General features: G+C 55.5%; 12 protein-coding genes and 1 pseudogene. 4 read left to right on the plus strand and 9 right to left on the minus strand.

Features of this window, described 5'->3' with window-relative positions; genetic code table 11:
* Nucleotides 1-256: 256 nt before the first annotated feature.
* The 8 genes and pseudogenes from DHV10_RS28400 to DHV10_RS21645 all read right to left on the minus strand — a co-directional run bounded on the left by DHV10_RS28400 (nucleotide 257) and on the right by DHV10_RS21645 (nucleotide 5,446).
* Entirely contained in the window at nucleotides 257-535 is a 279-nt protein-coding gene (locus DHV10_RS28400; protein WP_420818756.1) for an alpha/beta fold hydrolase, read from the minus strand.
* A complete protein-coding gene (locus tag DHV10_RS21615; protein WP_204101496.1) occupies nucleotides 477-953 on the minus strand; it encodes an alpha/beta fold hydrolase in 477 nt (158 codons plus the stop codon). The genes DHV10_RS28400 and DHV10_RS21615 overlap by 59 nt, the downstream gene beginning before the upstream one ends.
* Nucleotides 954-1,023: 70 nt before the next feature.
* Nucleotides 1,024-1,797, minus strand: a complete 774-nt coding sequence (locus DHV10_RS21620) for a helix-turn-helix domain-containing protein (RefSeq protein WP_109488497.1) — start codon at nucleotides 1,795-1,797, stop codon at nucleotides 1,024-1,026.
* A 55-nt stretch (nucleotides 1,798-1,852) separates the two neighbouring features.
* Complete coding sequence (locus DHV10_RS21625) at nucleotides 1,853-2,401, minus strand: carboxymuconolactone decarboxylase family protein (protein WP_109488498.1); 549 nt, start codon at nucleotides 2,399-2,401, stop codon at nucleotides 1,853-1,855.
* Nucleotides 2,402-2,923: 522 nt separating this feature from the next.
* The gene (locus DHV10_RS27590) at nucleotides 2,924-3,388 is read right to left on the minus strand and encodes a DJ-1/PfpI family protein (RefSeq protein WP_239461975.1); all 465 of its coding nucleotides are present in this window, start codon (nucleotides 3,386-3,388) and stop codon (nucleotides 2,924-2,926) included.
* Nucleotides 3,333-3,677: pseudogene (locus tag DHV10_RS28405) on the minus strand (DJ-1/PfpI family protein); the annotation flags it as partial. The pseudogene DHV10_RS28405 and the gene DHV10_RS27590, both read right to left, overlap by 56 nt.
* A gap of 509 nt (nucleotides 3,678-4,186) precedes the next feature.
* On the minus strand, nucleotides 4,187-5,122 hold the full coding sequence (locus DHV10_RS21640; protein ID WP_109488500.1) for an alpha/beta hydrolase: 936 nt from the start codon (nucleotides 5,120-5,122) through the stop codon (nucleotides 4,187-4,189).
* A 123-nt stretch (nucleotides 5,123-5,245) separates the two neighbouring features.
* Nucleotides 5,246-5,446, minus strand: coding sequence for an SDR family NAD(P)-dependent oxidoreductase (locus DHV10_RS21645; protein ID WP_109488501.1), 201 nt, complete (start codon nucleotides 5,444-5,446; stop codon nucleotides 5,246-5,248).
* Nucleotides 5,447-5,530: 84 nt separating this feature from the next.
* Between DHV10_RS21645 and DHV10_RS21650 the strand changes: the two genes are divergently transcribed.
* From DHV10_RS21650 to DHV10_RS21665, 4 genes are all read left to right on the plus strand, one after another.
* Nucleotides 5,531-6,439 (plus strand): LysR family transcriptional regulator, encoded by a 909-nt coding sequence (locus DHV10_RS21650; protein WP_109488502.1) that lies wholly within the window; start codon nucleotides 5,531-5,533, stop codon nucleotides 6,437-6,439.
* 871 nt (nucleotides 6,440-7,310) lie between these two features.
* The gene (locus tag DHV10_RS21655) at nucleotides 7,311-10,622 is read left to right on the plus strand and encodes an LGFP repeat-containing protein (protein WP_109488503.1); all 3,312 of its coding nucleotides are present in this window, start codon (nucleotides 7,311-7,313) and stop codon (nucleotides 10,620-10,622) included.
* A gap of 205 nt (nucleotides 10,623-10,827) precedes the next feature.
* On the plus strand, nucleotides 10,828-11,178 hold the full coding sequence (locus DHV10_RS21660; RefSeq protein ID WP_162601758.1) for a Dabb family protein: 351 nt from the start codon (nucleotides 10,828-10,830) through the stop codon (nucleotides 11,176-11,178).
* Nucleotides 11,179-11,882: 704 nt separating this feature from the next.
* Nucleotides 11,883-15,353: a TonB-dependent receptor gene (locus tag DHV10_RS21665; protein WP_109488505.1), complete on the plus strand. Its 3,471-nt coding sequence runs from the start codon at nucleotides 11,883-11,885 to the stop codon at nucleotides 15,351-15,353.
* Between the two features lie 112 nt (nucleotides 15,354-15,465).
* Here DHV10_RS21665 and DHV10_RS21670 read toward each other — a convergent pair whose 3' ends face one another.
* Nucleotides 15,466-17,961: a hypothetical protein gene (locus DHV10_RS21670; protein WP_109488506.1), complete on the minus strand. Its 2,496-nt coding sequence runs from the start codon at nucleotides 17,959-17,961 to the stop codon at nucleotides 15,466-15,468.
* Between the last annotated feature and the right edge of the window lie 199 nt (nucleotides 17,962-18,160).

Consider the following 18,160-nt stretch of genomic DNA (forward strand, 5'->3'; position numbering starts at 1 on the left):
GCCTCAGAGGATTGACCTTCACCTGTTTCGATCTACATTTGAAATTCCGCCACAAACGATTCTTTACCCTGTTTTCATGTCCTTCGAAACCACTGGGCAGCCCATGACGGCCAACGCTAAGAGCAGCAGGACAAAGAGGCTGCGCGGTTCACCCGTCGGGCAGAGAACGAAAAAGACCACTGCCGCCTTTCGGATGAACTCTGCCCAAACGCCTTCTCTTGTGCTCCTAACCATGTGTGATCCTTTGTACGCTGCTTCATATAGAAGCGGCTTCGATGAGTGCTGCCACGGCATGGGGATGCGAGAGCGGCGAAGCATGGCAGGCGTTCACCTCAACCACGGTCGCTTGGGCGCGTTTGGCCATTGAGCGCTGAGCGGCCGGCGGAATTGAAGAGTCGTTGACGGACACAAGCGCCCACGACGGCGTCTTACGCCAGGTTGGCTCTCCCCTGAAGGACTCGCCCAGAGCTCGCAGGTCAATCGGACGTTGGGCCGCGGCGAGTACTGATTTGTTCTGCCGGTAAGTCAGCGGCATACACTTCAGCAAAGGCTTCCGGCTTCAGGTAAAGCTCCTGGCCATCTGGATGGTTACGGACGATCGTCGTAGCTTCGGTCAACTTACTTCCCGGCCATCGCGCGTTCAACTCACCGGCCGTCTCACCTTCATCCTGAACAAAGGCGGAAACAAAGACAAGACTCTTCAGCTTTGCCTTCGCGAGCCGAGGGTGAGAAATGACCGATCCACCATAGGAATGACCTACAAGCACGAATGGTCCTTCCAGGGTATCCACGAAGGCTGAGAGATACTCGACATCGCTCTGGAGACCCCTCAGCGGAATCGCCGGAGCTATGGTGGAGAAGCCACTGTTACGAAGCTCGCTCGCCGTCGCACTCCAGACAGAAGCGTCGGTAAGTGCGCCATGGACGAGCACGATCATCGGTTTGTCTGCCATTTGGAAGCACCTCGCGTATAGCTGTCGCCAATCTGGCTCTTGAACGTAGCCGTCTTGCTATCGGGAATGACTACTCTCCCTCGGTAGGAAACATGCACTCCACGCGCAGTTCCTGCGCGGTAATGCATTGGGGTGTACCAACGGTCGTGATCAGAGAGAAGTAGGAAAGGCGCTCAGTACCTCGACGAAACACGATCGGCAGCACGGGGCTTTGCGGCCTGGGCAAAGATTTGAGCTCTCTGACTCCGGGAAACTGTCGCAAACGCTTCAGGAGTTCCTCGAGCTTTGCGTCGAGCGCCTGCCCCACCGCTTCCCTTCTCACCCTTTGCAGCAGGCCTGCGGCCACCTGTTCCCAATCCTCAACGAACGGCCGCATTCCATCGGGATCAAACATCAGCTCGAGCAGATTTCGTGGCTTTGGCCTCTTCTCCAGATCGATGAACGACCCGAAGAATCGCGGCGCACCGCGGTTGGTCCGGATCACGTTCCAGTAGCGATCGAGCACCAGGGCAGGATGCGGCTCATGCTGCGCGAGCATACGGTCCACAGCCTTTGTGACCACTGCCATTTCTTTCGTATCGATTCCTTCCTGCGGGTATTGCGGAGCGAATCCGGAGGCCAACAGGAGAACATTGCGTTCGCGCAGAGGGATGTTCAAAGCGTCGGACACAATGGATAGGAAGTCGCGACTCGGGGAGCTTCGCCCGCTCTCCACGAAGCTAAGGTGTCGTTGCGAAACCCCCGTGTCTATCGAAAGCTCGAGCTGACTCTTGCCGCGCTGTTGTCTCCAGTAGCGCAACAGTTCTCCGAGTTGTGGGACTGCCGTTGCGGACTGTGTGGCCATCGTGATTGTCCCTCCGTGCTAGTTCCCTGCGTCAAGCCGCACAAGGTGGCCGCCTTCAACTCTGCCACGCGTATTGCTGAAATGCCGTCTCAAGTGGAGGGTCTGCGATAGTGGCAGCGTAGTTAGTGATGGTCGAGGCCGCCACGATGGCGACAACTTCCAGCACCTGCTCCCTGGTGAAGCCGGCGGCGAGAAACGCCTCGAACTCCTGCTCGTTCAAGTGTCCACGCTTCTCGATCAGCGCTTCCGCCAAAGCGGAGAGGGCGGCAAATCGCTGGTTCTCGGGTGGCCGGCGCTCTCGAATTGCATCGAGGTCTTCCTGACGAACGCCTTGCTGCAGTGCGAGTGCGGTGTGGAATGCGACAGCGTACGTCGAAGAGTTTGTAACAGCGTCGGTCAACAAGACGATCTGAATCTCCTGCTCGGTCAGGCTGCTGGTGTGAACCTGCTGGAAAACGCCCACAAGGGAATTGATTAGCTTTGGTGAGTTGGCAATAGTCGCAGCGATGTTGGGCAGAACGCCGAACGCCTTCTGCAACTGTTCAAGCGCAGGCCTGGAATCCTGTGGAGCGGAAGCGATGGTGTGAACTGGGTAATGTGCCATTAGGATCTCCTTTGAGCCGGGCGTCGAAATTACCGCTCCAACGGCCCCAACCTCAATATCGTATGAATCGCGATGTGCAGCAATTACCTCCCAGGTAATCGTCCACTCCCGTAAGAAGCCTGATGATGGTTGCGTTGGAGCGGATATAGGGTCAACACCGCGGTCAAAGAAAACGCTGGCGACCGCGCAAGCTGGCGAAGCTCGCAGAGGATATTTCGAAGTATGTTGCTCATTGGTCTCGCCTGGTCGAAATACTCGCAGCCCAAGGTTGGTATCTAAATCATTCCACTCTTGCAAAATAGCAATCTCACCGCTTTCCCAGTGACAAAATCGAGTGAAGTCGAAAAGCCCAGCCTGTCTCGCCCTTCCACTTCCTTCGGCGTGAGATGGTATGGAGGCTGGTTACCGAAGCCGGCGGAGCGATCAGTTCCACTGTCACTAGAGTTGTCATCGTTGTTCTACTTCCCAATCGTGTTCGCTGAGTCGCTTCGTTGCGGCTTTTTAGAACTTTGCAGGCGATCTTCATCTCGGCAGGATCTGCTCCCTTGAACGGTCAGTAGCATAGCGAATTGCCTCCGCCTCCCTCGCCGTTCCAATTGGCTCGTATTTTTTCCAAAAACTCTCGAGCACCTCTGCCGGCGCGCTCTCGGGAGTTCCGCTATTGAAGATGGGGTTCGGTGCATACTCCAAGGAAAGCTGAATTTCCTGCGCAACTGCATCTCCTCGAAGGAGGGAGGCGAGCACCAGGGACGCATCCAGCCCTGCCGTCACACCTGCGGCGCTGATAAGGTTGCCATCGACGACGACCCTTGCGTCGGCAACAACAGCTCCGTAATGCTGCATCAAACGGCGCGCACTCCAATGAGTGGTGACCTGTCTTTCCGCGAGTATACCCGCAGCGCCACACAAAAAGGGCTCCAGTGCAGACTGAAAGCAGGAGCTTTCCGCTCTGTACGTGTCTGCGGATGAGCTCCAGCACTTCCTCATCGTGCATCAGTGCCTGCTGGCCATAACCGCCTGGCACCACCAGAACGTCAAAGATTCCCGCTTCCGCTATGCTTATATCCGGCGAAAGCCGAAGACCCTGCACGTCGCGAACGGGCGCAACTTCTTTCCCGATGATCTGAATGGTTGAGTCTGGCATGCGGGAAAGAACTTCGAACGGTCCCGTAAAGTCGATCTGATCCATCTGCTCGAAGATCAGGAAGCCAACGGAAATCGACCGCGTTGTCACCTCCGGCTTCGATCTCTCACTCACAAACAAAGGTGCGCCCATAATGCGGATCTCCCGTCAACATTGACCAGAAACATGCACTCAACTTGCAGTTTCCCGCCGGCCTTTCATAATCAACCTGCCAAAATTGCTGTTCGCTCCTGTAATGGCGATCACTTCTAAGCATCCTCCTGGTGTCAGTGGGGAAACCCTTGGTGAGCGGTTGTAACTCAGCGCGAAGCAGCTTGGCCGCGGTCGATCCTTCTCGAAACGGTGATGCTTTGCCGCCGTCGGTCAGGATCTAGGCTGCTCTTCCAAGACCGTTCGGTCCTCGCCCCCATGCGCCTGCGGAAGGCCCAATCAACTGCTGATTGTAGGTCGTTCAAGCCCGGGTCCATCCAGACAACATCAGCCGTGTCCTTCCGGTGCTCTGTGAGGTCAATGACCTGTGCATCTTCGTCGATCACGAAATCGTCTCTATTCTGCCAACCTCGATAAGTTCCCGGTACCGAAAGCCTCCAAGGAGGAGAGATCAACTTTTACTCGCATACGGCAATCATCGTTGTCAGGCACTAGCCAGAACTTCTAGTCCAATGAGCATTTATGAATTGAGCCGTCAAATCCAATGCGAAATCGGCGGTTTCAATGCTTCCTGCATCTCTCTGAAACACGTGATGCATACCCATGAAAATATCGAGTGCAACAATTCCCCCTATTTTTGCAGCTAGCTTCGCGTACCGACGCGAGTCGTCCAGGAGTAGTTCATCGCTTCCAACCTGAATTGCCAGTGGCGGCAAATGATCTGGGATAGCGTAGAGGGGTGACGCTCGTCGGTCTTTTGTATCCGCTCCGTGCAGATAGGATTCTGCCAGGTCCGCGAGCATCGACGGTGTAAAGATCGGATCATGAGTTTCGGGGTCCCTAAACGACGCCCCTGTGAGGGCTAAGTCAGTCCATGGAGAAAACACGACGACGCTGGCAACCGTACCATTCGGCAGAGCCTCACCCAAGGTCGCAAGCGCCAAACCTCCGCCGGCGGAATCACCGACGAGCGCTATTTGGGAAATTCCCTGCGCAGATAGCCAATTCCGTGCCTGGACGATTGCTTCAAAGGCCGCTGGAAATCGATTCTCCGGCGATAGAGGATAGTCGGCTGAAAAGACCGCACAGTTAGTGCGCGTAGCAAGTTGGCTCGTGAGTCCACGGTACGAGCGAGCGTCGCCCAGATGGTAGCCACCACCATGAATGAAAAGGATCGCACAGTCACGCAATGGCCGCTCGGGAATGGACCAACATCCCGATGCCTGAGCTGTGAACTCTTCGGAAAACGTAATTCCTGTTGCTAGTGGAGTGAGCGCTGCAACGGCAGCGTACCCACCACGCCTGTCTCCTCCATATTCCGCCATCAAGCTCGCATTGCGCTGAAGCAGGGCCCGCTGACGGTCTCGCTCGCCCTCACGAAGAGGATGATTTGTTTGAACGAGTGTCTTCAATGAAGCAATGTTCATTTCAGTGAACACCTCACATGTTGCACGGAACCTTGGAAACCTACACCGCAAGTCGCATTTAGCGTCTCGAGCTGACTATTTTATTCCGCCGTTGACGTGAATAACCTGAGCGTTCACCCAAGCTCACTTTTCTCCAGCCAGGAAGCTGACGGCACGCGCGACATCTTCAAGGCGCCCCAGTTGCCGTATTTCCCTGACTACCGTTTCAGCATCGTCCTTGCCGCGAGCATAGTTCACCCCTACGTCGAATCCGTCGCGCGCCAACTGTATCGAAACTGCGCGTCCAATCCCCCGTGACGGCCCGGTGACGATTGCTACTGGCATGTTTCGTCCTCTCACGACTCGCCTACATAATCAAGTCTCCTATCAAAACCTGTATACTTCCAATGCATAATATGCATAGACAATATGAATACAAGTCAACTTCGCCAGGTCGACCTTAATCTGCTCGTCGTATTTGCAGTCTTTGCTGAGGAACGGAGCGTCTCTGCCGCGGCGACACGCCTCCTTCTCACGCAATCCGCAGTCAGTCGAGCGCTCAACCGTATCCGCACGATGTTTAAGGATGATCTGTTCATTCGGGGAAAAGGGGGCTACGAGCTCACGCCGAATGCTGTGCGACTCTTGAAGGAACTGGAAGTCGTCCTACCTAGGATTGATCGTCTCGTTCGAGGAACGGAGTTCGATCCTCTGAGGGAAGAAGTTGTGTTCAAGATTGCTTGCACCGATTATTCAATAAGCATTCTTGGCCCACACATAACGAGGCGTGTTATCAGCCCTGGCGGCAAGGCTTCTGTTTGGTTTGTAGCCTTTTCTGAATCGGTATACCGAGACTTGGAACAAGGCCATGTCGATCTCGCTTTCCAGGTTCATGAAGAGAGAATCCCAGTCACCTTAGCAACGGAAAAGCTCTTTGAGGAGGAAATGGTCTGCATTGTGCCAGCTTCATGGACCAAGTTGTCACGCCTCTCATTGAATCGTTATGCAGCCAGTGGGCATATCATCGTTTCTTTGCATGATTCGGTGCAGGCTTTTCCGGATAAAGCGCTACAGCGCCACGGAATTAAGCGAAAGTCGCTGCTCAGGGTACCGCATTTCCTGGCGGCTCTTGAGTGTGTTGAGGCGACAGATCTTGTTGCAACTGTTCCGAAGCGCTTCGCCGATAAATACGCACGACACTTCCATGTCCGCGTCATTGCACCCCCGAAAGAGTTAGCGCGTTACGAGTATTGGATGGCATGGCACCCAAGACTCAATTCAGATTCTGCACATCAATGGTTGCGGCGTGAAGTCCGACAGGCGGCACGCTCACTTTGAACGCCGCTTACATTCGCGCTGTGGAGGTTATTTGGAACACCGAACTGCCGGCGTAGCGCGACAGACACCTCATAGACACTGAACAGAGTTCCACCAAGCTCTAATATCTACGCCATCGAGAACCAGAAGATCACGCAGGTCGTTTCGTGTTCGATTGACCTTGAGGGGCGGTGTAAGGACTAGCGGTCGCGTCGTCCATAGTGGCGGCCTCGTACAGCTATCGACAGTTGTCGCAATGACCCATCCGCAGCATGGGTCCGAATGCGAAATTATGTAGTGACTGGAGCTTCCGCAGTGCTTGGTGCGCAATGGTGAAACTCCTCGTCGGGCCTAAGGTTGTCAGCCGGCTGATGGAGCAACGCCGGCACCGGTATCCTCCGACTTGACGGGCAAGCGGAAATGAAGTGTTGGCCGTTGATTCCACGCCAAACCACCCTTCCAAATGGTTCTGCGACCCACCTGGACGTAGAGTCGGCTACGCGTTCTCCTGCCGAACCGACCCTAGCGGGTGCTGTGAAGAGAGCGCGTCGGCCGTTTCACGGCCAAGTGGACTGGATTTGTAAAGCCTAGCCGACTTCCCAATACGAATCTGGCTTCTATGGGTGATTCGGCGATTTCCGATTCGCTGATGACGGCTGCCTGTCGATTCATTCTCACGTTCAAAAAACAGCAGGGGAAACAAAGCTCAAGGAGAAGATGTAGGCTTGCGCCTACTTGGAAAATGCTCGAGCGTTGTCCACGTTCTTCGGCGGTGCTCAGAGACTAAGCGGTCGATACGAAGATTTTCTTGTAACGATCGGGGTTCGGAAATCACTAGCGATCAAGTCCACGACCGGATGCTTCGGGTTTTTCGCTCGACCAGGAGGGGCTCATGCGAGACTATGTTTCCCTGCGGGTTTTGCCGTGCATCATTTCAGTCTTTCTCGCCTGTTTAACTGTTCCTGCGCAAGATGGTGGACCGAAGATCAACGATCGCTTCCCTATCAGGGAACCAAACTCGCTCTCGCCTCCCATCGTCGGACCCATTGGCGAATGCGCCAAAGCGATTCACGTCTCTGGGTTCCTACCGCACGCGATTGTCCGTGTTCAGGTTAACGGGATCCAGAGGGCTTCGGCTCAGCCTTATTTCGCTGAGGCGGACATCGATCTTCCCGCGCCTCTAGCGCTGAACGATAAAGTCACGGCGACACAGCAGGTGCTTGGGATCACGAGCGCGCCCTCCGTAGTGCCCTCGGTCGCCAGCGCTTATCCGGCCCTCAATAAGCCGGTGGTTGGCCCAGACCTTTACTCCTGTGGACAGATCGTTCCCGCCAATATGCTCAACCCGGGTACAGTCGTCGATGTCTTCCGCAATGCCACCCCGTCGGCAATCGGGGAAGGGAATGCGACCCAGCCCTGGCAGCCGATCTTTACCCAAAGCTTAAACTCCGGTGACCACATCACCGTGATTCAGACAGCGTGCCCAAGTCTTCCCACCAAGAAACTCAGCCCCGTCTCTGATCCGGTCACCGTCAAATCTTCGCCGAATCCGCCCCCGGCGCCGAGCGTTGAGGCATATCCCGTGGGAGCCGATGCCGTGGTCCTCGATGGTCTTTTCGTGGGCGCAAATGTCCAGGTTCTCGACAATGGAGCGCCGTCCGGAAATGGCTTCGCGACAGCGGCTCGGAACCGTGCGCCTCTTCAGCCCGCGGCGACCTCCAGTTCCAATGTATCGGCGACTCAGAAGCTCTGCACCACTAGTCCGCCCTCGACCTCCCAACCGCCGTCTACAACTCTTGGCGCTCCGGTACTGGTCGCGCCCGTTTGCGCAGGAACTCATTACGTCACCGTCCAGAACACCTACCCTAATGCCATCGTGGTTCTGTTTCGCAATGGCATGATTGCGGGCATGGCGGGTGGTGTGCTCGGGGATCTCACCATGGCTCTTGGAGGAGGCGCAACCTGGACCCTGGGAGATGAGATCCACGTGATTCAGTATGTTGGCCCCGTCATCAGTCCTTCTTCAACCTCGCTTTTCGCCGACTGCTCACCATCGAATGTGCTCACCCAGCACAACGACAACAGCCGCTCGGGTTCCTACCGGGCTGAAGTTCATCTCACGCCAGGGAACGTCTCGACCAACTTCGGCAAGCTTTATACGCGGAACGTGGACGGGGACACGGTTTCGCAGCCTCTCTATTTGCGTGCTGTTCATACCAAGCTCGGGCTGAAAAACCTATTCTTCGTCACCACCTCGAAGAACAATGTATACGCCTTCGATGCAGAAAATTTCGACACCGATCCCACCCATGGTCTGGTTTGGCAGACAAACCTCTGCGCGTCGCTGCCAACAGGGGTGTGCGGAGAGACTTGGTCACATTTGGTCGGGATCACCTCGACTCCGGTGATCGATCCAAACACCGGCACTCTCTATGTCATTGCCCGTTGCTCGGACGCGACCGTGAAGGGAAGAGACGGTCAAATCTTCCTCCATGCCCTCAACGTCCAGGACGGCACCGATCGCGTAAAGCCCGTCTTAATCCAGGCAACCGATCCATTGAATGCGGGTCTTCACTTTGATTTTCATTGCCAGCGAAATCGTCCTGGGCTGTTGCTGTCGAAAGGCGTTGTCTACGCCGCGTTCGCTACCTTCAGTTGCGACGCCGGTTGCGCAAGCGCTCCCTATCACGGGTGGGTTCTTGGCTACCGGGCTCTCGATCTTAAGCAAGTAGCAGTTTTTGATACCAGCCCCAACGCCGGTGAAGCCGGAATCTGGCAAACCGGGAACGGGCTTGTTGCGGCTGAGGATGGCTCGATCTTCTTTCAGACCGGCAACGGACCGACGTCGGAGCCTCTTCAGGACAGCTTCGTCAAACTCACGCCAAGCAGTTCGCCGGCAGGGCTTGCGCTCGCAGCCTCGTTTACACCGAACAATGCCGCGACCCTTTCAGGCGGTGATACGGACTTAGGTTCCGGTGGTCCAATGCTCTTGCCCGAGGGGCGGCTAATCGGTGGGGGGAAGCAGGGTCGCTACTACGTGCTTGATACCGGGACGATGTCCTTGAGTCAGAACTCCTCGCTTGATGCGCTCGGGTTCAACGGCTTTCAGGCCTTTTCAAATACCTACCACAACGACGCGACCAAGCCAGCGTGTCCGGCAGCAGGAGGCGCTGCCGGCTGCAACACCGGGTTCAATGGCGGCCTTTGCTACGTAGATCCGAAACAGTACGGTAATGGAGAACTCTGCGGGCCCAATATCCACGGGGGCCCGATCTTCTGGCAAACCAGCGCAACCGCTGGCACCGTGTTCGAGATGCCGGAAAAGGATTTCCTCAAAGGCTTCCATTACGACTTCTCAACTCACAAAGTCACAGAGTTGCCCGTTGTGACCGCAACCGGTGCCTTTGCAAAACCACCGACCGATGGGATGCCGGGTGGATTCAGTTCGATTTCATCCAACAAGATGATGAACGGAATCGTATGGACATCGATGCCATTTGGGGACGGGCAGTGGAATCCAGTTCCGGGCCGACTTGCTGCATTCGATGCCGCGACTCTCAAACAACTCTGGGCCGACGATGAGGACGTTCTGTTTGCAAAATCAGTTCCGCCAACAATCGCAGACGGCAAGGTGATTCGTGCGACCGCGGCCAATCAGGTCATCGTTTACGGATTGCTCAGACGAAAGAGACCCTTCCCATTCCCACTTCCGTTGGCTTGCGTCACCATTGCCGAGAAGTATCGAAACTATGGTGGCCTGAGCGGACTGCTCGGGCGAAGCGAGGGGGAAGAACAAGTAATCGATGATCAATCGCGTGGTCGCTTCCAGAACTATTTGGGATCCGTCTTCGGACCTGCGCGCACCATCGCCTCCGAGCGCCAGCATCCCGATTCTCCGATGCCCACCTGCTCAGTTCCGAGAGGCGAGACCACAGTCCTTGAATCCTCGATCTATTGGACTGAACGGACCTGTGCTCATGTTGTCGAAGGCCAGATCCGTAGCCTGTGGCTCGCCTCAGGTGGTCCCAAAGGAAAGCTAGGGTACCCCATCAGCGATGAAACGCTCACTCCGGATCGAATCGGTCGGCTGAGCAAGTTCGAACATGGTGAGATCTGGTGGTACCCGGAGAAGGGCGCCTCTGTCCGAATGGAAAAGGAGAGCACAGGGGAAAGGAGCCGACGATCACCTAAGAAGACACCGTGACCGGACGGTATTGAATCACGAACTCGATTCACGACCTACTCTGCAAAGCTGGCTCGATGCCAACATTTCGGTACTCAACGTCGCGCTAAGATCTTTGCCGGCTGCCCAGACCACAGGTCCGAGATGTCCGTTGGTGAAATGCCGCTGAAGAAAGATCCCCGCTTACAATGCGAGAATGATCTCGAGATTCTGGATTGCAACCTTGGTGGCCTTGCTTCTCACGCCTTCTGGTACGGGTTCCGCGGCCCATCGCTTGCTCAAGCCCAAAACCATCCTTGTCGTTGTCACCGTGCGTTGGAAGCCGAGTACGACAACACAGCAGAAGCATCGCATACTCGATGGAGTAGCCACCATGGGCCAGGAGATTCACGGAATTCAGCGCGTTTGGATCGACTCGCCAAAGGTGCAGCCACCTGGGTTCGAGACCGCTTTCGCACTTGAGTTCACTGACCGAGCAGCGCTGAATGCGTTCGCGACCGATCCTGTGCACAAGCGTTGGGACGAGATCTTCGTTCCGCAATTCGAAACGGTGTATGCCCAGGAAATCACGAACTGATCAGGGACAAACGACGCCTGATGTCGGCTATTTCGCCACAAATCTGAATGCCAAGACCAATGCGTAATGAGATCGCGGGCTCGTCAATGAAGGTGCGCATCCTGTAGCGCCTATGCGCTCCGCTCGGAGCAAGATCGCCCAAGAGCCAATCGCCTCGTTGAAGATGGACGCCCTTCGAACCCAACAGCTCCCCTAACACATTTAGTCATTCTGTTCGCTCCATCATGAGCACGGAGCTCAAATCTCGCGACACTTCCCGACCCCCTCGGCTAAAGCAGCGTGAGGGTAGCATCGAAAATCCTGCGGGTTGCAGCAGCCGGAGGCAGTTCAACTCCGGCCAGCCGCGTTTATGAACAAGTCGGGGAGCAAGGTAAACCAGGAATTGTTTCGGGCCTCTGCGTTCAAGTCGGATGAAACGTGATCGCGTGCTCGTGTGAGCCTGAGTGAACGGTGTCCCTAACCCGTTGCTGATGCCGATAACGCTCTAGAAATCATAGATCGCGTAAGTCCTTTAATAAATCCGTTTACAGCACTTACGTGAAGTCAAGAGATTTGTTCAAGTCCCTTGTTCCAAAGAAGAAACTATTCCAAAAATCTTGACAGGTCTCAAAGAGTAGCCTACCTTTTCCCTCGCGACATTCCACAGCAACGCAGCAGTCGGCTATGACCGCCTTGCAGAAGTTCCGACCGATTTGGAGACCTGTATGACCAGACGATGGACTACGCACATCTTGAACCTCGCCTTCGTGATGCTTCTCCTTGCAGCTCAACCAACCGCTTACGCTCAGTTCAACAGCAGCCTGGAGGGCGTGATCAGCGATCAGACTGGTGCGGTGATGCCGGATGCAAGGGTGGTGCTGAGGGACGTGGCCACAAACATCACGAGGGTAGGTACAACGAACGCGTCAGGATACTTCAGGTTCAACGGCCTCGGGCCGGGCAGCTACGAGATCGCAGTTGAAGCAAATGGCTTCGCCAAGAAGGTGGTAGCAGCGCAGGTCGCGCAGGATCAGGCGACCAATGTAAACGTGAAGCTTTTTCTCGCTAGCCAGACCTCTATGGTCACGGTAAGCGCGGAGCAGACTGCGCTGAATACCGACGAGACGCGGCTCGCGGCAACGCTTGCATCAGAACAGATCTCAAACCTGCCCCTGCAAAATGGCGACGTGCTGTCTGTAGTTCGCGTGGCGCCTGGTGTCACCGGCATCGATGAGGACCGGAATCTGTGGTCAATCAATATTGGCTCTACGGGGATGAACGCGCAGGCTAACGGGAGGCCTTCCGGTTCCAATTCGTACGAATTGGATGGAGTGAGTATCGAAAGCAATTCGAAGGGCACAGGAACTCAGATCGAGTTTGTGCCGCAGCCTGACATGCTGCAGGAGGTCTCGATGGAGGTAAATAACTACTCCGTCGATTACGGCGCCTCTTCGTCAATGAAGATCAACATGACCACAAAGGGCGGCAGTAACGACTTTCACGGAAGCCTGGGAACGCGTTATAGCGGCAGAGGATTGAATTCCACGGGGTTCAACACCACGCCATCGCTGCCATTCTCCCGCCGTTGGTACATGGGAACCATAGGGGGCCCGATCGTCAAGAACAGGACATTCTTTTTCTTCTCCTATCTGCATCAGACGCAGATCACCGCTATCTCCGGACTTGTCCACTATGCCACCAACGAGTTTGTTGGCGGCCCGAACAGCTGGGCGGCGCAGACCTATCCAAACAGCGTCAATGTGCAGAAGCTGCTCATTCCGTTTCCCGCTGGCGACTCGACCATCTCGGGGCAAAAAGCGGCCCTGCAGAAGACAGGCGTTGTGCAGCATGCCTCCGATCAGTTTCAACAGTCGCCTGGAGTCTGCGCCGTTCCTGAGCGGAGCGGACCATGGTTCTTTGGGCACAATACGGGCGTGTTCCATCCGATTGACTGCGGAATGGAGATTGTCGACACGGGCGTTCTGAACCAAAGCCCGCGTGTAAACGGATTCCAACTGAATGGCCGTTTGGATCAGTATTTCCGGAACGGCAACGATCGCGTTTATGCGGCCTATCTGCTTCAACCTCAGACTTCGGACTTTATATGGTGGCGTCCCGGCTTCAATTCGACTACCCCCGGCGGCACTCGCTATCTAAATTTCAATTACACGCACATTTTCACACCATCACTGTTGAACCAGGCGGCCTTCAGCTACATGCGGGTCTACAGTGCGTTCAATGGTAGCCCGGCGAATACCATTCCGTTCCTCAGCCTGATGCTGGGCACGGGTAACGATGCAACTGACTACTTTGGCACTCCTGGATCGCCGACTAACAATCACGAGCACGATTTTCAGATGCGCGATGACGTGACTTGGAATCGAGGCCGGCACAACTTGAAGTTCGGATTCAACACGAAGCATCTGAATTACTACGAGAACCAGGCGGGGTGGATTTCCAAACCTGAGGTGCCGATCTACTGGAACTGGAGCGACATGTTCGACGGACATCCGTCGGGCTACAACCTTTCAACACTCGGCGGCCTTGACGGAAAGTTCCTGCCGAACATCTACGGCGATAAGGCGACGCAGTTTGGATTTTACGTTCAAGATGACTGGAAGGTGAGCCCGAAGCTCCTGCTGACGATGGGTCTGCGGTGGGATGACTACGGTAATCCGGCGCCACTTGGATCAGAGGTTCTGCCGTTCTACAACATGGTGCGGCCCTCGGGCGTGTCACTTCGTGACGCGATCGTGAACAATCAGCTATCGACCAGAAAGATGTCCACCTCCTGGCTTGGTCGGGAGAATAAGAACATTCTTCCGCGCGTCGGGTTTGCATACTCCCCGAATCCGGCTTTGAAGCTTACGATCCACGGAGGGATCGGGCTGTACGAGGATGCGCTCAACTTGCAGGGCGTGCAGGGAGGCATCATAAACTCGCCGAATTACCTGAACCTGAGCTTTTCGATGTTCGCCTCTTCGGCACCTTTAAACGTGATCGACGTTCGGAATTTGTATGGCACGGATTGGAAAGCTCCAGCCCCCTTCGGACGAACCTATCAGTATCCGGCGATTACTCCGAACGGAGTGGATGCGCACGGCGAGGTCTACCAGGACGCGGCACATACTTCCGTAATTCGTACAAACTTGCAGGGGCAGGACCTGAATCTCAGCCCGCAGAAGACCATGCTGTATAACCTGCAGGCCGAGAAGGAGCTGAACTGGAATGTAATTGTCGGGCTTGGCTATTCAGGCTCCTACTCATGGGATCAGTTTGGCAGCGGAAACTACAACGCGTTTCCTGGCGACGAAATCCAGCACGGCGGCAAGTACACCTATCTCAGTCAGGAATGGAATGACATCGGCTACAGGAAAAACATTTGGACGTCAAACTACAACGCTCTTCTCGTTACTGCAAGGCAGAACCACGGGAAATTGAGCTGGCAAGGATCATTTACCTGGTCAAAGAACCTGGGGTACGGCGGCCTTGTTCCGGATATTTATGATCCGTTCCACTATTACGGACCGGTAAGCGGTTCAGTACCGGTTGGTGCAAATGGCAGCGCTCAGTATGAATTCCCCGGCAGGACGCTTAAGAATCCGCTGGAGCGGGCGATTCTTGGTGGTTGGGAAATCAGCGGCTTGTTCACGGCACAATCGGGCACTCCTCTCTCTCTGATTACAACAGCGAACTTCAATCCTTCTGCCGGAGCTGATCCCGGACAGGGCGGCGATTACCTTGGCAACAACAACCCGAACGCGCTGGTGGATATCGCCAGTGGGGTGAAGAAGAAGGGATACTCACGAACTGAATTCCGCAAAGGAATGTTCTGCGACAAGTTCGGATACTGCTCCAATTCTTTACCAAAGACGAACACTCTTGCATTCAACCCAACGGGCTACGGAACCCAACCGGTGTATGGGGGGAAGAACCAGGGCTACAACAGCTTCTACGGCCCGGGCTACCTAGCGGTGGACAGCGGTCTGCACAAGAAGGTTATCCTCCCGTGGCTACGAAATGAAAACAGCAGCACATTGACCCTTGGAATCGAGGGCACGAACATCCTGAACCGAGTGAACCTCTCGGCTCCAGCCTCCACGGATTTCAAGAACACGAGCAGCTTCGGCCTTGGCGTGTCGCAGGCAGCAAACCAGGCTCGTGTGTTTCAGGTCATGGGCAAGTTCGAGTTTTAGTTCCGTAAGCTACTGGGCTTCGCGTCGCCTCCTGAACGCATCCCGGCTTTCACAGGCCCATGAGAGCCGGGCTTTTCTTTTCGAAAACTCTGGATGTGCAAAGGACCAATTCCTATTTCAGATCCACCGTGATCGTGTGTGCGCCGCGCTCCCGAAGGTTCAAATTGAGGTAGGCAGATACTTCTACGGTTGTAATCTGGTGCTGCACCACTGCGCCGTCGACACGGGCCTGACTGGCCTGGCTGTTTTGCGGGAGCAGAATCGATAGCTCGATGTAATCACCGCTTGAGGTGACCTCGATCTGAATAAGCCTTCGGCTTGGATCAAGCTGATAGTTATAGGCAACGTATCCGGACGATGCCGGGTAGCACACGGCGACTTTGCACTGCGAGGTGTCGCTGGCTGCCCAGCGCGGTGCGACCCTGGCGGAGTTGAACGCGATGCCGGCGTCCTTGATGCCAGCCAAGCCCTCAAGCAGAGCGAAGACAATGGCCGCAGCCCCCCAGTTGTTCGGCATCCCAAACGACATTTCTGAGTAAGGTGGAAGCCATGGGTCGGAATCAGAAAGGGTCGCAGCGATGATCATCCACTTCGCGCCATTCTCCATCGCCTGGAATTCGATCGATTTGATCTTGCGCTCAACGTGCTCGATCGGGAAACTGCTGACGTAGATACCCAGATTCTTGAACCTCGAGTTGGCTCCCCGCCATGCGACCTGGTACCGCTCCAGCTCTTGCGGAACATAGGTATTCTCAAACTCTCTGTCACGTGGCTCCCACCACGTTCCTACATTGATGCCCTTGCGGATGTACTCCGTCGAAGAAGAGCCATCCGCATATAGCACCCTCAGCTTTCCGGCCAAATCGTCTCCGCCGATTGTGTGCAGCAGATACAGGCTGCGAGCCTTCGCGCCCACCTCGACTGAGGCTTGGCGCGAGAAGCCATGGGAAGACGAAATCGCAAGACAAGCGCGCCCTGCGTTTGCTGAGGGGTCAAGCACGCGGAATGGGATACTCCTGAACTTCTGGTCACCAGTTGGAACTCCGGGCAGGGCATTGTCGGGATCGCCCATCCAGACGGTTACGTCTTTACCGCTGTGCTCAGGCGCGAAGCTGGCGTTTGCAACATTGGCCAGGCTCATATGCGTGAAGGTTCTCGGTGGCTCCTCGACAGACTTGCCTCGAAGGATTCCGGGAACCACTCCGCGGAAGCGCTCAGCGACCTTCTGCTGACGCTGAAGGATGTCTGCGCCGTAGGCCTCGAACCCGTGGTCGAAGGCACCGCGGGCGAGTTCGCCTGCAACGCACGACATGACGCCGCCGTTCATGTATTCCCACTTCGCGTTCTCCCCGCCAAAACCCCGCTCGAAAGGCGGGTAAATGGCGTAGAACTCGCCGGGGGAACTGGACGGCATCTCGGCGCGGATACGTTGATATGTGCGCACGATCGCTACAGCCTGCTGATGCGTTGCAGTACGATTCAGCGTGTATGCGTTCGATAAGGCGACCTGCCGATCCAAGTCTACGCCTAGGTCGAGCTTGAAATCTGGATCTTCCGCTATCCAATGCCTGTAGAACTCTCCATTCCACGAGAGCTTGTCGATTCGGGACTGCATTTCTCCGGCAGTTGCACGGGCTTGTGTCGCGTCACCACTTAGTCCGGCGGCATCCAGCATTTCGGCGAGCCGAATCAAACCTGCGATGAAGTTCGTGTTGTCGCCAAAGAAGATTCCAAAGTGCGTCTTGTCGAGCACGACCCGCATGATGTTGTCGCCGGCGATCTTTGCCTCGCTGTCAACCAGAAAGTCCCAGGTATCGATCGTGAAGCCGCGTTTCAAGAGACGGAATTTCTCGCTCCAGCGATATGGATCGTTCGTGGCGTAGTGAACTGCTTTCAGCGCTGCGTTTAGATGCTGCGTCATCCATGCGGTATCGCCACTCGCTTTCCATGCGAAATAGAGAGCTTCAACGAAGAATGCCTCGACGTGGTTCTCTACCGGCGCGCGTCGCAACTGTAGGAACCCATTCTCAGCGGATCGGGAGAAGTCGGCATACTGAAACACCCAGTCCCAGTAGTTCTCGTAAGGGATGCGCGATTCGAAGTTCTCCCAGATCATCCCGTCTTCGCGCTGGGAATGAGCGTAGAAGTCGACGTTGGAGGTCACATCCGGCCAGAAGTACTTCATGCCTTTCAAGGTCTGCGTGTTGTCCATTAACCACGAATCCCAGAAGGTAAAGATCTGATCGTGAAAGCGCATTGCACGCACAGGGCCATCGGTACACATCGTCCAGTAGCAGTTCTTCAAAAGCTTGCCGAAGGGGCCGTCATTGTCGTCGACATGCGTGGTGCAGCTAGTGCGGAACATCCGCTGCGCAAGCAGTTTCTGATCATGCCCGTAAAGGTTGATCGAATGGGTCCCGAGCGCCCCTCCGACGATAAATTCAGCCTCCGAGTGCAGATCAAATTCCTTGTATATCCGGTGCTCGCCATCTCGCACCACTACCCATCCGGGAGTGTTGCTTGCGACGTGAACTCTCTGCAGTGGCTGCACATTGAACGGATCTGAGAGGGATAGCCTAAGAACGTCCTGGCCTGGATCCTTTCCCAACGCGCTTGCGTGCCTCTGATCCTCGATCCGGCCTCCAAGCGACGAGGCAAGTGTGGCGCTTGAGAGCAGTTTAAGTAAGTCCCGACGAGTGGTCATGACGCCCCTTGAAGCAAGTGGTGAGTGTCAAGGAATTATTCCATATGTGAAATCATATCGGGAAGGATTTCTAATCGAGATTGCGAAGAGGCTAGGCGGACGG

Source organism: Occallatibacter savannae (genome assembly GCF_003131205.1).
Lineage (GTDB): Bacteria > Acidobacteriota > Terriglobia > Terriglobales > Acidobacteriaceae > Telmatobacter > Telmatobacter savannae.